General features: G+C 52.1%; 13 protein-coding genes. 11 read left to right on the plus strand and 2 right to left on the minus strand.

Annotation, left to right across the window (positions count from 1 at the left end; genetic code table 11):
• Positions 1–307: 307 nt before the first annotated feature.
• Positions 308–1,171, minus strand: coding sequence for a flagellin (locus LMED105_RS15460; protein WP_008253010.1), 864 nt, complete (start codon positions 1,169–1,171; stop codon positions 308–310).
• Positions 1,172–1,702: 531 nt separating this feature from the next.
• On the opposite strand from LMED105_RS15460, the gene flhD reads away from it, so the two are divergent.
• The 9 genes from flhD to LMED105_RS15505 all read left to right on the plus strand — a co-directional run bounded on the left by flhD (position 1,703) and on the right by LMED105_RS15505 (position 10,754).
• On the plus strand, positions 1,703–2,020 hold the full coding sequence (flhD, locus tag LMED105_RS15465; RefSeq protein ID WP_008253127.1) for a flagellar transcriptional regulator FlhD: 318 nt from the start codon (positions 1,703–1,705) through the stop codon (positions 2,018–2,020).
• 81 nt (positions 2,021–2,101) lie between these two features.
• Positions 2,102–2,665, plus strand: coding sequence for a flagellar transcriptional regulator FlhC (gene flhC / locus LMED105_RS15470; RefSeq protein WP_008253128.1), 564 nt, complete (start codon positions 2,102–2,104; stop codon positions 2,663–2,665).
• A gap of 314 nt (positions 2,666–2,979) precedes the next feature.
• Entirely contained in the window at positions 2,980–3,843 is an 864-nt protein-coding gene (gene motA, locus LMED105_RS15475) for a flagellar motor stator protein MotA (protein WP_040513775.1), read from the plus strand.
• A 15-nt stretch (positions 3,844–3,858) separates the two neighbouring features.
• Positions 3,859–4,827 (plus strand): flagellar motor protein MotB, encoded by a 969-nt coding sequence (gene motB, locus LMED105_RS15480; RefSeq protein ID WP_008253130.1) that lies wholly within the window; start codon positions 3,859–3,861, stop codon positions 4,825–4,827.
• A gap of 28 nt (positions 4,828–4,855) precedes the next feature.
• Entirely contained in the window at positions 4,856–5,788 is a 933-nt protein-coding gene (locus LMED105_RS15485; RefSeq protein ID WP_008253131.1) for a chemotaxis protein, read from the plus strand.
• 9 nt (positions 5,789–5,797) lie between these two features.
• On the plus strand, positions 5,798–6,187 hold the full coding sequence (cheY, locus tag LMED105_RS15490) for a chemotaxis response regulator CheY (RefSeq protein ID WP_008253132.1): 390 nt from the start codon (positions 5,798–5,800) through the stop codon (positions 6,185–6,187).
• Positions 6,188–6,220: 33 nt separating this feature from the next.
• Complete coding sequence (locus LMED105_RS15495; protein WP_008253138.1) at positions 6,221–6,994, plus strand: protein phosphatase CheZ; 774 nt, start codon at positions 6,221–6,223, stop codon at positions 6,992–6,994.
• 36 nt (positions 6,995–7,030) lie between these two features.
• Positions 7,031–8,869 carry a chemotaxis protein CheA gene (locus LMED105_RS15500; protein ID WP_008253140.1) on the plus strand — a complete coding sequence of 613 codons (1,839 nt, stop codon included), beginning with the start codon at positions 7,031–7,033 and terminating at the stop codon, positions 8,867–8,869.
• Positions 8,870–9,008: 139 nt separating this feature from the next.
• The gene (locus LMED105_RS15505; RefSeq protein ID WP_008253142.1) at positions 9,009–10,754 is read left to right on the plus strand and encodes a methyl-accepting chemotaxis protein; all 1,746 of its coding nucleotides are present in this window, start codon (positions 9,009–9,011) and stop codon (positions 10,752–10,754) included.
• 46 nt (positions 10,755–10,800) lie between these two features.
• On the opposite strand, the gene LMED105_RS15510 is transcribed toward LMED105_RS15505, so the two are convergent.
• The gene (locus tag LMED105_RS15510; protein WP_156799736.1) at positions 10,801–11,154 is read right to left on the minus strand and encodes an Hpt domain-containing protein; all 354 of its coding nucleotides are present in this window, start codon (positions 11,152–11,154) and stop codon (positions 10,801–10,803) included.
• A 109-nt stretch (positions 11,155–11,263) separates the two neighbouring features.
• On the opposite strand from LMED105_RS15510, the gene flhB reads away from it, so the two are divergent.
• Together flhB and flhA are read left to right on the plus strand one after the other, a co-directional pair.
• Positions 11,264–12,394 (plus strand): flagellar biosynthesis protein FlhB, encoded by a 1,131-nt coding sequence (flhB, locus tag LMED105_RS15515; RefSeq protein ID WP_008253145.1) that lies wholly within the window; start codon positions 11,264–11,266, stop codon positions 12,392–12,394.
• A gap of 546 nt (positions 12,395–12,940) precedes the next feature.
• The coding region (gene flhA / locus LMED105_RS15520; protein ID WP_008253147.1) for a flagellar biosynthesis protein FlhA at positions 12,941–14,686 on the plus strand (1,746 nt) is incomplete at its 3' end.

Here is a 14,686-nt window from a genome sequence, read left to right on the forward strand (position 1 = left end):
GCAGAGCGGCTCAGGTTGTTTTGTGCACCCAGTGAAGGGGCGTTTGTATTGATGCCTAAACATTTAGGACCTCCTAGCGGTTTAAATTGACATGACCTGTGTGAAGGGTTATGTCGCTTTGGGTTATTTAACCCTTGTACAGTTTCTTTTACTGACAATTCGTTTAACGGAGGTTTTTAGTCAAACTTACCCCCCCCTCTAAAACAACCGGCCATCAGGAATCAGATCAGCAGGCTGCTGCTTGGTCTACACGCACTACATCAAGTACTACATTAATTACTCATCTATTGGTCACTTCAATCGTTCATTACTGCAACAGGCTCAGTACGTTGTTGGGCAACTGGTTGGCCTGGGCGAGCATGGCGGTGCCGGCCTGCTGCAGGATCTGCGAGCGGGTCAGGTTGGCCGTTTCCTTGGCAAAGTCAGCGTCCATGATTCGTCCGCGTGCGGCCTGCAGGTTGGTGCTCGATACATCGGCAAAAGCTGCCACTTGCTCCAGTCGGCTTTGGCCCGCACCCACCACGGCACGAATACCGGTGATGGCGTCAATCGAGGCATCCAGAGTGTCGATGGCCGTGGTGGCGTTGGCCACATCGGTAATGGCGCCCAGGTTGGTCTGAATATCAGCCGCACCGTTGGTCATGATGGTGGTCAGGTCGTTGCCCGTGCTCAAGCCATCGTCAGTCAGGTTCAGCTCCAGGGTGTCGGAGACGGCGTTGCCGGTGCCCACCTGGAAGCTCAGTGTTTGGTTGGCGGCATCAAACAGGTTGTTGCCGTTGAATGTGCTGCCAGTCACGATACGGTCCACCTCGTTGGCCAGTTCCGTGTACTCACGGTTCAGGTTCACACGGTCGGTGGGGTTCAAGGTGCCGTTTTTGGCTTGAACAGCCAACTCACGCATACGCTGCAGGTTGTCGCTGATCTTGCCCATGGCGCCGTCGGCCACTTGCAACAAAGAGATACCGTCGTTGGCGTTGCGCCCCGCCACATCAAAGCCGCGAATTTGCGCTTGCATGCGCTCGGCAATGGCCAGGCCTGCTGCGTCGTCTTTGGCGCTGTTCACACGCAGTCCGGAGGACAAGCGGGCAATTGAGTTGTTCAAACCCATGCCAGAGCCTGAAAGGTTCTTCTGGGCGGTCAGTGAGGCTACGTTGGTGTTGATTCCTAGCATGATAATTCTCCAAGCAATTTGTTGATTCAAGCTGGCTGCGTCATCTTGTGCGCTGCCTTATGACCTGTTATCGATGCCAGGAAATGAAACTTTAGGCTTTCATCTGCAAATAAAAAATATTGTTTTTACGCCCTCAAGTTCGCTGACTCGCTGTCGTAATAGGCCGATTTTTTCTGGAAAAGAATGCGGCCGTCACCCTCAAGTTTCCGATAAAGGTGTCCGTTATCTTCTACAGGCACTTAACAATTGGGGCCCCCACCACAAGGGGCGGCACGAAGTGGGGGTCAATCGAATGGGGGGATCCCCCCAAACTGTGATTCTTCCATTGAGCCTATTCAGCGACAGTGTGTCCATGTAAGGCAGTTCCCTACACGTTGAATTCCAGCTCGGCGACTCAATGAATGGAAGTTGGATGATTCAGGTAATCGAGCTAGAAGCCGAAGATACGTATGAGGGAATTGTCGCTGCGATCAACAAAGCAGCTCACATTGAGGATGCAGTACAACAGAGATTGAATTGGAGGATGTTCAAATGAAAAGTACCCGTCTACTAGATGAAATTCGCGAAACAAACCTGTCTTATTTGTTGCTGGCTCAGCAACTGATTCGCGAAGACCGCGCCGAAGCAACCTTCCGTTTGGGCATTTCCGACGAAGTGGCGGAGTTGATCGACCAATTGACCACTGCGCAAGTGTTGCGCATTGCTTCAAGCAATATGTTGATGTGTCGTTTCCGTTTTGATGATGAAGTGGTTTGGAATTTGTTGACCAGCCACACCAAAGACCGCAGCGTCTCTGGCATGCACGCGGCAATCATCATGTCTGGCAAGGCAGTGAACGCAGCGGCGTAACTACATATACGGTAACTATTCAGGATGTAACAACAAGAACTCAGGCATCCAATATTGACATCAGACAGGGGTCAAAAAATCATGGCTAAAGTTAAATCAATCATCGACGAAGCAGCACAAATTCAATTGGCCACTCAGCTGATTCGCCTGGATGCACGTTTGCAGGTTCTCGAGTCTGAAACACAGTTGTCTCGCGAACGTTTGTTGAAGCTTTACAAAGAACTCAAGCACAAGTCGCCCCCCAAAGGCATGCTGCCATTTTCAACCGACTGGTTCATGACCTGGCAGCCCAATATTCACTCTTCACTGTTCGTCAATATCTATCAAACTCTGATCAAAAGTACAGACATTGAAGACATTGAAGCCATCATCAAAGCCTACAGAATGTATCTTGAGCAAATTACCCAGTTGGGTTTGCCCGAAGTGCTGTCGTTGACTCGCGCATGGCGCCTGGTGAAGTTTTTTGATGCAGGCATGTTGACCACCACGGAGTGCAAAGACTGCGAAGGCCGTTTTGTTGTGCACACCTATGAATTGGTGAATGACTACGTATGCGGCCTGTGCCACATGCCATCTCGTGCGGGTAAAACCCGTCAGTCGGCAGCAGACCGATTCTTCAACGAAGAAGCCAGTATCGAAGCTTAAGTATTCAGTTTGCAAAGCCCAGGGAGAAGGGCTTTTCGTTTACCCCCGCTGCACCAAAAGGTCCGGTTGCATCCTCCCACCCTCTGTCTCTTCCGGGTCTGCAGTGGGGGTTTCTCATCTCTCGAATGACCAGCCATTGTTGCTGGTCATTTTTATTGAACCCCCCTCAAAAATGGCTATCACCAAGGATTGTGAAATCCTGGCCATGCCTTGAAATCACCCAGAAAAGCCACTTTATTCGGACAAAAGATTTTACAAATTCTGCCGACAATACCTATACAGAAAAACCATTCATCGACAGAGAACTTCAACCCATGTTAGTAGCAATCGGATTCGTGATCGTGATTTTCTCCGTGTTGGGCGGTTTCGCCTTCATGGGGGGGCACCTGGTAACGCTGTGGCAGCCCGTGGAAGTATTGATTATTGGCGGCGGCGCTCTGGGCGCATTCATTGTCAGCAACACGCCCAGCATTTTGAAAGCGACAGGCAAGGCCTTGGGCGGTGCATTCAAACCCAGCGCCATCACCAAGGCTTTTTACATGTCCTTGATGGCCCTGATGTATGAAATCCTGACCAAGGTGCGCAAAGAAGGTTTGATGTCGATTGAAGGCGATGTCGAAGAGCCTGAGCAAAGCCCTTTGTTTCAGAAGTATCCCGAAGTCTTGGCCGATCACCACATTGTTGAATTCCTCACTGATTACCTTCGCTTGATGGTGAGTGGGAACCTGAACCCCATGGAAATTGAAAACCTGATGGATGGCGAGCTTGAAACTCACCATCAGGAAGCACACACCCCACAGTCGGCGGTGCAGCAAATGGCCGACGGTTTGCCTGCATTCGGTATCGTGGCCGCCGTGATGGGGGTTGTTCACGTGATGGGCTCTGTGGGGCAGGTGAGTAACGCCGAACTTGGCGTGATGATTGCCGCAGCGCTGGTGGGTACCTTTCTGGGCATTTTATTGGCCTACGGTTTTGTCGGCCCATTGGCCAGCATCATCAACCACAAAATTGCCGAGTCATCCAAGCCATTTGAGTGTGTGAAAACCACTTTGCTGGCAAGCCTGAATGGTTATTCACCTGCACTGGCTGTTGAGTTTGGCCGAAAGGTTCTGTATTCAACCGAGCGCCCAACTTTCATTGAGCTGGAAGAGCACGTGAAGAGCACCAAAGGCAAATAAGGGCATACAAGCACCATGGCGAAGTCTGACGAAGAACGTCCAATCATCGTAGTCAAGAAGATCAAGAAAGGCGGCCATGGTCACCATGGCGGCGCCTGGAAAATTGCATACGCCGACTTCGTGACCGCCATGATGGCGTTTTTTCTCTTGATGTGGTTGTTGGGCTCCACCTCGGAAGGCGACCTCAAAGGTATCTCTGACTACTTCAATTCACCCTTGAAGGTGGCACTGGTTGGGGGTCCCGGTTCAGGCACTGCAACGAGTGTAATAGATGCAGGTGGTACTGATTTGTCGCGTTCTGTGGGGCAAATCAAAAGCGGAAGTACAGACAAGGCCACCAACAGCAGCAACGCCGATGCCACAGCAGAAGCACTCGAGCGCGCAGAGTCAAAGCGCTTGCTTGAATTAAAGGGGGAAATAGAGGGCCTAATCGACGCATCAGATTTGATGAAACAGTTTAAAAATCAAATCATGCTCGACATTACGCCTGAAGGTTTACGAATTCAAATTGTGGATGAGCGGAATCGCCCCATGTTTGATTCAGGCAGTGCAGTGTTGAAAGATTACATGAAAGACATTTTGCGGAATTTGACCAAGTTGCTGAACCAGGTGCCGAACAAGCTGACTTTGTCAGGTCACACCGATGCAACGCCGTATGCGGCGGGGAACAAAGGTTACAGCAATTGGGAATTGTCGGCAGACCGGGCCAACGCCAGTCGCCGTGAAATGACTCTGGCAGGCATGCCAGACAGCAAAATGTTAAGGGTGGTGGGTTTGGCTTCCTCGGTGTCCCTGGATGAAAAAGACCCCTACGCCGCGGTGAACCGAAGAATTGCGATTGTGGTAATGAACAAACGCGCAGAAGAAGCAGTGCGAGCGCTGGCCAATCTGGATGAAGGGCAAGACCCCAATTTGATTGAGCTGCCACCCGTACCCAAAGTTGAAGGCTTGCCGTTTCCAAAGAACGGGCCAAGTACGAATTGAAAGAAACAGACCAATTGTCAGGAGCAACATGATGCAAAACGATTATCGCTTGATGAACATGATTGACGAGAAGGCAAGGCTTGCAGGCTCCAACAAAATGGAGTTGCTGCTCTTCTCGTTGGGTTCTACCGAAGTGTTCGGTATCAATGTGTTCAAGGTGCGCGAAGTGTGCGAGACCTTGCCCATCACGCGAACCCCCAACATGCCTGCTGGCGTGGAAGGCATCATTTCACTGCGCGGCAGTATTTTGCCGGTGATTGACCTTGCACAGTGCCTGCGCATGGGCAACGGCGAAGCACGCACCAAGTTGATCATCACCGAGTTTTCGTCGCACACTCAAGCCTTCCTGGTGCAAGACGTGGACCGCATTGTGCGCGTGGACTGGGAGCAGGTGAAATCGCCTCAAAGTATTGGTCAGTCCCAAAGCGCCATGATCACCGCATTGACAGAATTGCCCGATGGCAAACTGGTTTCCATTCTCGATGTTGAGCAAATTCTGGGTGAAGTGATCGGTGAGGGTGATGTGCCCAACATGGACAGCATGCGCCCTGATCATCCGTACCCTGTGTTCTTTGCAGATGATTCGAACATGGCGCGCAAGAAAATTACCGAAGTGCTCGAGAAACTTCACCTGCCTTATCAAAGTGCGATCAATGGTCGCGAGGCCTGGGAAAAATTGCGCAATATTGCCAGCCGCGCCGAGCAGGAAAACAAAGACATTCGGGATGTGGTTTCTCTCATCCTGGTGGATGCAGAAATGCCGGAAATGGACGGCTATGTGTTGACACGTCACATCAAGGAGGATGTTCGCTTCAAGGGCATTCCTGTCGTGATGCACTCTTCACTGTCGTCTGTGGCAAACAAGAAGTTGGGTCAACAAGTTGGTGTGGATGCCTATGTGGGCAAGTTCCATCCCGAAGAGTTGGCGCAGATGGTTACCTCAATGCTTCACCCAGCGTAAGGAGCAAGCATGAACCCCGAAGATTTAAAAATCCTGATTGTTGACGACTTCTCGACCATGCGTCGAATTGTTCGCAACCTGTTGAAGGAAATAGGCTACAACAACGCCGATGAAGCGGAAGACGGTGCAGTGGCCTTGGCCAAACTGAAAGCCGGCAACTTCAACTTTGTCGTCAGCGATTTGAACATGCCCAATATGAACGGCTTTGAGTTGCTGCAAAACATTCGTGCTGATGCTGAACTCAAGCATTTGCCTGTGTTGCTGGTTACCGCTGAAGCCAAGAAAGAGGACATCGTGACCGCAGCCCAAATGGGTGCAAACGGTTACATCGTCAAGCCTTTTACCAAGGCTACCCTTGAGGAAAAGCTGGGCAAGATCGTCGCGAAGATGTCTGTCTAATTACGAAGAATCAGAAATGGAGAGGTCGCAACGATGAACCCAGATAATCTGAAAAGCGGTGACAACGACGATTTGGAAGCGTTGTTTGATGAAATTGCAGAACAACGTGTTTGGGATGATGCACCTGCTGCCGCCCCGCAGGCTTCGTCTGCTGCCGCACCTGCGGCTCAAGCGCCAGTAAATTCCAGCCCGGCCGATGAAGAGCCGCATGATGTGTTTCGCCGCGTGGGTTCTCTTACCCGCAAATTGCACGATGCCTTGCGTGAACTGGGCTACGACAAAAGTGTTGAACATGCGGTGAACGCACTGCCCGATGCTCGCGCTCGCTTGAACTACATTGCTGACCTGACCGGCAAAGCCGCTGAGAAAGTACTGGCTGCTGTGGAAGCCTCGCAGAAACTGAATGACGATGTGTCTGCCCGTGCCGCCGAGCTCGACAGACAATGGGATCGCCTATACAACAACGAGATGAGTCTTGAAGAGTTCAAGTCGCATGCCCGTGAAAACCGCGAATTCATGAAAGAGATCAGCCAGTGCAGCGGTCAACTGGGTGGCCACCTCACCGACATCATGATGGCGCAAGATTTCCATGACCTGACCGGCCAGGTGGTCAACCGCATTGGCAATATGGCTCAGGGGCTTGAAGAACAACTGGTTCAGTTGTTACTCGACACCACGCCACCCGACCAGCGCAAGCAGGTTGAAGAAACATTCCTCAATGGTCCGGCCATCAATGCCGAAGGTCGTGCCGATGTGTGCAGCAATCAAAGCCAGGTCGATGACCTGCTGGAAAGCCTCGGCTTCTAACAACACCAACAGCCGGGCTGACGTGGGAGAATACAAATGAGCGCATTCAGTGATGTCGAACTGCTACAGGACTTCTTGACCGAGGCAGGCGACTTGTTGGAGGACGTGGACAGCAAGCTGGTCGAACTGGAGCAAAGCCCGGAAGACGCCGATTTGTTGGCCACTGTTTTCCGCGGTTTCCACACCATCAAGGGTGGTGCCGGTTTTCTGGAAGCAACACACCTGGTGGAGTTGTGCCACAAAACAGAAAACCTGTTTGACCTGTTGCGTTCCAAGAAGCTTGTTCTGGATGCTGAAATGATGGACTCCATCATGGCCGCCACTGGCGAGGTGCACCGCATGTTTGGTGAAATGCGCAATGGCCACCAGCCAGGCGCAGCACCTCAAGAATTGCTCGAGGCGCTGGATGCCGCAATTGAAGGGCGCACTGTCGCCCCGGCTGCAGCACCAGTCGTTCCAGTGGTTTCTGAAGCTCCGGCGCAAAGCCAAGTCAAAACATTGAATGAACTCGCACAAATTTCAGAGGATGATCTGGATTGGGCCGGCTTGTATGAAGCTGTGGTGGGTGTACCACCCCGAGAGCTTGAACAGGCTGCACTAAGCACAGGCATGGCCACTGAGGCGATTGCAAGGCAGGCAGCCGCAGCAGTTCGCCCCAAGGCGCCACCACCCAAAGCAAAAGCAGCTCAGCCTGCAGCAGCCGTACAAAAAGAAAACACCATTCGCGTGGACACAGCACGTTTTGACCAAATCCTGAACCTCAGTGGTGAAATCGGTTTGACCAAAAACCGGTTGAATTGTTTGTTTCAGGCTTTTGCATCCGGCGCCAGCAATGAAGAGTTGATCAAGTCGCTCGACACGGTGGTCGGGCAGCTCGACATGCTGGTTTCTGACTTGCAATCGGCCGTGATGAAGGCGCGCATGCAGCCAGTGGGTCGTGTATTCCAGAAGTACAGTCGCCTGGCCCGTGATGTTTCACGCCAGTTGGGTAAAGACGTTGAACTGGTGATTGAAGGTGCAGAAACCGAGGTGGACAAATCCATTCTCGAAGAGTTGAACGACCCCTTGATTCACTTGGTGCGCAATGCTGTTGACCACGGCATTGAAACCATCGCAGACCGCACAGCTTGTGGCAAGAATCCCAAAGGGATTGTGAATCTTTCTGCCCGTCAGACCGGCGATCACATCGTGATTGAAATTCAGGACGATGGTCGTGGCATGCGCCCGGAAATCATTCGTGAGAAGGCAGTTGAAAAAGGTTTGATTTCTGCCGAGGAAGCAGGGCAATTGAGCGTACAGGAAAGCCTGCAGCTGATTTTCTTGCCCGGTTTTTCAACCAAAGATCAAATTTCGGATATCTCAGGCCGCGGCGTAGGCATGGATGTGGTGAAAACCAATATTCAGCGTTTGAACGGTCGCATTGAAATTCAATCTGAGCCAGGTCATGGTTCTACCATCACCATTTTGCTGCCGCTGACATTGGCAATTTTGCCAGTGTTGATGCTGAAGCTTGAAGAGCAAATTTATTCACTGCCTTTGTCCTGTGTTCGGGAGATTATTCCGATCGAAGAAGACAAAGTGCAATACGTGGGTGGAAAACCCACCATGGTGGTTCGCGGCGAAGTAATTCCATTGCTCGACCTGGCCACTTTGATCGGTCGGGAAAGTGCACCCACTCCGAAGGTGGGCGTGCTCACGATCAGCGGCAACAAGGCCTGTATTTTGGCGGTTGATTCGCTGGTGGGGCAGGACGAAGTGATGATCAAACCACTGGATGGTGTCAAGCCCAAAGGCGTGGCGGGTGCTACCTTGTCGGGCGAAGGTTTGCTGGTGTTGGTACTTGAACTTCGTGAGTTGATTGAAGGCAAGCTGTAAGCAGAACTAAGGTGTTTTTCGGGGTTTTATAACCCGTATGGTTGACTCCTTTTGCTTCGATAATTGAATCATCGGCACAAGACGCCAATGACATTCACACACACCTGACACGCCAAGTCGGGGGCAAGGAGTTGACCTTATGAATTCACTGTACCGTTCGATTGAGAAGGGCTTTTTCTACACGCTCAGTCGAAAATTGTTTGGCAATGTGGCCGGTATTGCATCTGTTGTTTTAATCGGTTACCTGGTCATCTACAGTTGGGCCATGGGCAAGCTGGCCCCCGAACAAATGAGCGATTTCCGCCTCATTCTCAGCATTTCCCTCGGGTTTACCTTGCTGGCCTGCGCAGGTGCATTTGTCTACTTGCGCCACCTGATTGTGCGGCCTGTACATTTGCTCAGCGAGCGCATGGATCAATTGGCCAATGGTGAGGGCGATTTGTCGGTGAACCTGCCCATTGTGACTGAGGATGAACTGCGTGGCCTGGCAGAAAACTACAATGCCTTTATGGTGCGTTTGCGTGACTTGATTCACGAAATTCGTCGAATGACTGCGCAAGTCTCCATGGAGTCCGTGCGTGTCTCTGGCAGTTTGAAAGACGCCAGCCGCACAGCCGACAAGCAAGGCAACATCACTTCTGAAATTTTCCAGGCAGCGGACCAGGCGTCCCATGCCATGGAAAATGTGGCCAACAGTGCGAACTACTTGTCGCGCGCCACTGAAGAACACCTTGAAACGGTGAACTCCTCTTACCGTGAACTGCTGACTGTCGCTGACGAAATGAATTCTGCTTCAGGCAGTTTGAACAGCTTTGGCCACACTGTTGAAAAACTGGCTGAAACTGGCAAAGGCATTGAGAGCATCGTCAAGCTGATTAACGATATTTCAGATCAAACCAACTTGTTGGCCTTGAATGCCGCCATTGAGGCAGCACGCGCTGGCGAACAGGGGCGTGGCTTTGCTGTGGTGGCCGATGAAGTGCGAGGCTTGGCCGAGCGGGTCAAGTCGGCCACTGGCGAAATTCGGGGCAATATTTCGTCCATGCTTCGCTTGGTTGGTGACACTCAGCAAGAGACTCGGGAAATCAATCAAAGCATCCTGAAAGGTCAGCAAACTGTGAGTACCTCATCGGCCAAATTCTCTGGCATGGTTCACAGCTTTGAGGAAATGAGCACGCAGATTAATGACGTGACCCAGCAGGTTCAATCGGTCAAACAGATCAATATGGATGTGTCGGGTAAAGCCTCTGAAATTCGTGAAACAGCCCAGTCGGTGATCAATCAAACCAGCGAGTCCGAGAAATCGAGTTCTGAATTGGCAGCAGCCACGGATCGAATCAAGGAGTTGGTGGCCCGATTCAAAATTGGCAAGGGCGCTTACGAGCAAATTATTGAGCAAGCCATGTTGGCACGTGAGCAATGCAAAAATATTCTGGTTCAGGCGCTGGACAACGGACATGATATTTTTGATGAAGCCTACAAGCCCATACCCAATTCCAATCCCCAAAAATACAGCACACGCTACGACAAAGCGGTAGAACGTCAACTTCAGAATGCCTATGATCAGTTGGTGGCGAATGTGCCTGGGTCGGTGTTTTCTTTGTGCGTAGACCGAAAGGGTTATGCACCTACACACAACAGCAAGTATTCACGCCCCTTGACTGGCGACTTGAAAAAAGATTTGGTGGAAAGCCGTGACAAGCGCATGTTCAGCGACCCGGTTGGCTTACGTGCCGCACAAAACCTGTCGCCCTGGTTATTGCAAACCTATCGGCGCGATACAGGTGAGGTGTTGAACGATTTGTCGTTGCCCATTGAAATCAACGGGCGCCATTGGGGTGGCCTGCGCCTCGGTTTCAGTCCCGAGTTGTTGATCAAGGATTAAGTCTCTGAAGTTCAAAAAGCGGATAGGGGTCCGTTTCTCACCGCGCTTAGGCGCGGTTTTTTTTTACCCAGTCTTTCAAAGGCGCTTCGCAGGCGTTCAATACCGCAATCAGTTTTGCAGTGCTGTTTTCGAAGTGCGCAATGCTTTTTACACCAGATTGCCTGCAGGTGACCTCCAGTTCTTCGGCCAAATGATTGCATTCGTCAAGACCGATTGCAGCGCTTGCACCTTTCACATTGTGTGCAGCATCTCCCAGGGCGTTGAGGTCTTGCCTGTCGCAGGCCGCTTGCAACTTTCCAATGTAGCTCGGGCATTCCTTGATAAATACATCGATCAGCATGATCAACAAACTGGTGTCGTTGTCGATACGCTCAAGCGCCTCGGTGGGGTTGTAATGCATGGGGGTGGCAGGTAATTCAGAAGAATCCCATGTTACAGGTTCAAATCGGGGTTTTGAATTGCCCGTATCCTTTTCATAATAAGAACATTCCAATAGTGCAGGTGCTGCTTTGGCAGAAGAAACAGATCAGGAAAAAGACTTACCCGCGTCGGAACAGAAGATCCGTAAAGCGCGAGAAGAGGGCAATCTTCCCCGTTCCCGAGAGCTGGGCGGAGGTGTTGTGCTGCTCGCTGGTGTTGGTTTGCTTTACACCATGGGCGGCGAGCTGGTCAGTCAAAGTGAAAAGTTGATGCGCCAGGGTTTGGTTCTGGACCGCGCTCAGGCTTTTGACACCAAGCATATGGGTTTGAAATGGGTGTCCATGTTGCAGGAAAGCCTGTTCATTCTCATTCCCCTTTTTCTGGTGGTGGTGGTGGCTGCGATTGTTTCCAACATTGCAGTGGGTGGCTTTAACTGGTCCACTAAACCGCTTGAACCCAAGCTTTCAAAGTTGAATCCGGTCAAGGGTTTGAAAAACATATTCTCGGTCAACGGCTTGGCTGAGCTGGTCAAAGCCATTTTGAAAACAGTGGTGTTGGGTGGGGTGGGTTACCTGTTGTTGATGCAGGATCTGGGCGAGTTCACCCAGCTGTCAGCCATGCCGCTTGAACATGGTATGGCCGAGACTGCACGAATTACCATCAAGGATGCGCTCATTCTTGCGATTGCATTTTTGTTGATTGTGTCGATTGATGTGCCTTACCAGCTGTGGCGTTACTACAAAGGTTTGCGCATGAACCTGGAAGAGCTCAAACGCGAATCGAAAGAGTCGGATGGTGATCCGCACCTGAAAGGCAAAATCAAAAGTATGCAGCGCGAAGCGGCACGCCGCCGCATGATGGCCTCAGTGCCCAATGCCGATGTGATTGTCACGAACCCGACGCATTACTCTGTTGCCTTGAAGTACGACAAAGATGGCAAAGGTGCCCCGCGCGTGGTGGCCAAAGGCATTGGTCCTCTGGCTTTGAAAATTCGGGAAGTGGCCCAAGAAAACAAAGTGCCTTTGGTGGAAGCACCGCCTTTGGCCCGAGCCTTGTATTCCAATGTGGAGCTTGAGCAGGAAATTCCGGGTGCCTTGTACACGGCGGTGGCCAAGTTGCTGGCGTATGTGTATGCACTTGCGGAAGGCAAAGGCCACATGGTGGAAGTGCCTGGAGAGGCGGATATTCCGAAAGGAATGGATCCCGGGCCAGCTGCCTGAGGGCCACCGCTGCCCGAAAACTTGGCATTTCGGCTTGTCGGCTTGAGCCCACACTAAGCCAAGCCCTCCAAAAGTAACGGTCGGGTCTTGGCTTTCGCGCCTGGGCGCGATCGTTAGCCTCTGCGCGCCAAGCCGGCAAGTTTTCTGACTGGTCATCGTGCGACCCATTGCAAGTTCAGCTCCCAGCCACTCCCGTGCGGCGCTTCGCCACCACCACGCAACTCGCAGCTGTGTTTGGTGCCCAATCGGCGGCGGTGTTTCGATCGCCTCGCCTTCAAGAAAACCTGCCCGTTTGAATTCACCCGCCACGGTCGGCCGTGGGCCGGCACCGAGACTCGGCCGTGTGTTTTGCCGAGCGAGGTGAGTCAGGGTGAATCTCAAAAAGGGAAGTACAGGTTTTCAGGCGAGAGAGCGGAACCCAAGCCGATTGAGCTATTAACAAAGCCGCAGAGATCGGAACCCAATCCACAATAAGACGGTAAATCGCCTTCAATTCCTCCGTTGAGAAAACCTAAAGTTTTCCATAATTGAACCGTTAACAACTTGATGGGCGGAATTGTGGCCTCCACCGCATTCTCTTTGGACTTCATAAAAGCAGGCTTGGCCGGCGACAAGGTAAAAACCCTGGGCGCGCCAATCTTCATCATCATGATTCTCGTCATGATGATTTTGCCTGTACCGCCTTTCGCACTCGATCTGTTTTTCACATTCAACATTGCGCTCAGCCTCATGGTGCTGGTTGCAAGCCTGTACACCACACGCCCACTCGATTTTGCTGCATTCCCCACCATTTTGCTGGTGACCACCCTGTTGCGCTTGAGCCTGAACGTGGCCTCAACCCGCGTGGTGCTCATGCATGGCCATGAGGGTCCAGACGCTGCAGGCAAGGTGATCGAGGCCTTCGGTCACTTTCTGGTGGGTGGCAACCTGGCCGTGGGTATCGTGGTGTTCGTTATTTTGATGTTGATCAACTTTGTGGTGATCACCAAAGGCGCTGGCCGAATCGCCGAAGTGTCCGCGCGTTTCACATTGGATGCCATGCCCGGCAAACAAATGGCAATTGATGCCGATTTGAATGCAGGCCTGATCGCAGAAGATGAAGCTCGCAAACGCCGTGCCGAAGTCAGTCAGGAAGCCGAGTTTTTCGGTTCAATGGACGGTGCCAGCAAGTTTGTTCGTGGCGACGCCATGGCCGGTATCATGATTCTGATCATCAACATCATTGGCGGTTTCGCGGTGGGTGTGATGCAGCACGACATGACTTTCGCCGACGCAGGCACCAACTATGTGTTGCTTGCCATTGGCGACGGCTTGGTGGCCCAGGTGCCAGCGCTGGTCATTTCAATCGCCGCAGGTTTGGTCGTGGCGCGCGTTGGTCAGGGTCAGGACATCGGTACCCAATTGGCGGGTCAGTTGCTCAAGTCCCCACAGGCCGTGGGTATCACTGCCGGCATAATGGCACTGCTGGGTATTATTCCTGGCATGCCCAGTTTTGCATTCTTGTTGCTGGCCGCCGGGTTTGGTTACCTGTCGTATCACCTGTCTCAGAAAACTGCAGTGCAGAAGGTCACTCCCACCACGGATGATCAAGCCAAAATCAAGGCCGCCACTACTGAAGCGCAGGAAGCCACTTGGGATGACTTGGTGCCCATCGACACCATTGCACTGGAAGTGGGTTACCGCCTGATCGCTTTGGTGGACAACAAGCAAGATGGCGATTTGCTGAAACGCATCAAGGCCATTCGCAAAAAATTTGCACAGGAAATTGGTTTCTTGCCACCAGCCGTGCATTTGCGCGACAACCTGGAACTGCGCCCCTCGGTGTACCGTATTTTGCTGAAAGGCGTGTGCATGGGCGAGGGTGAAGTGTTCCCGAACCAACACCTGGCCATCAACCCTGGTCGCGTGACCATGCAGTTGCCCGGCCCGCAAACCACCGATCCAGCCTTCGGTTTGCCAGCCGTGTGGATTTCAGACGATCAAAAAGAGAAAGCCAACGCGGCGGGTTACACCGTGGTTGATGCCTCCACGGTCGTGGCCACGCACCTTTCGCATATTTTGCAAACATCGGCAGCCCAGTTATTGGGTCGAACCGAAACCCAGCAGTTGCTGGACCACTGCGCGAAAACCTCGCCCAAAGTGGTCGAAGACCTGACCCCCAAGTTGCTGGACGTTGCCGTCATTCAGAAGGTGTTGCAAAACCTGCTTGAAGAAAGCGTGCATATTCGAGACTTGCGCACCATATTTGAAACCCTGCTTGAAAACGGTGTTCGCACCAAGAATCCGCTTGAG

This window comes from Limnobacter sp. MED105 (genome assembly GCF_000170915.1).
Lineage (GTDB): Bacteria > Pseudomonadota > Gammaproteobacteria > Burkholderiales > Burkholderiaceae_B > Limnobacter.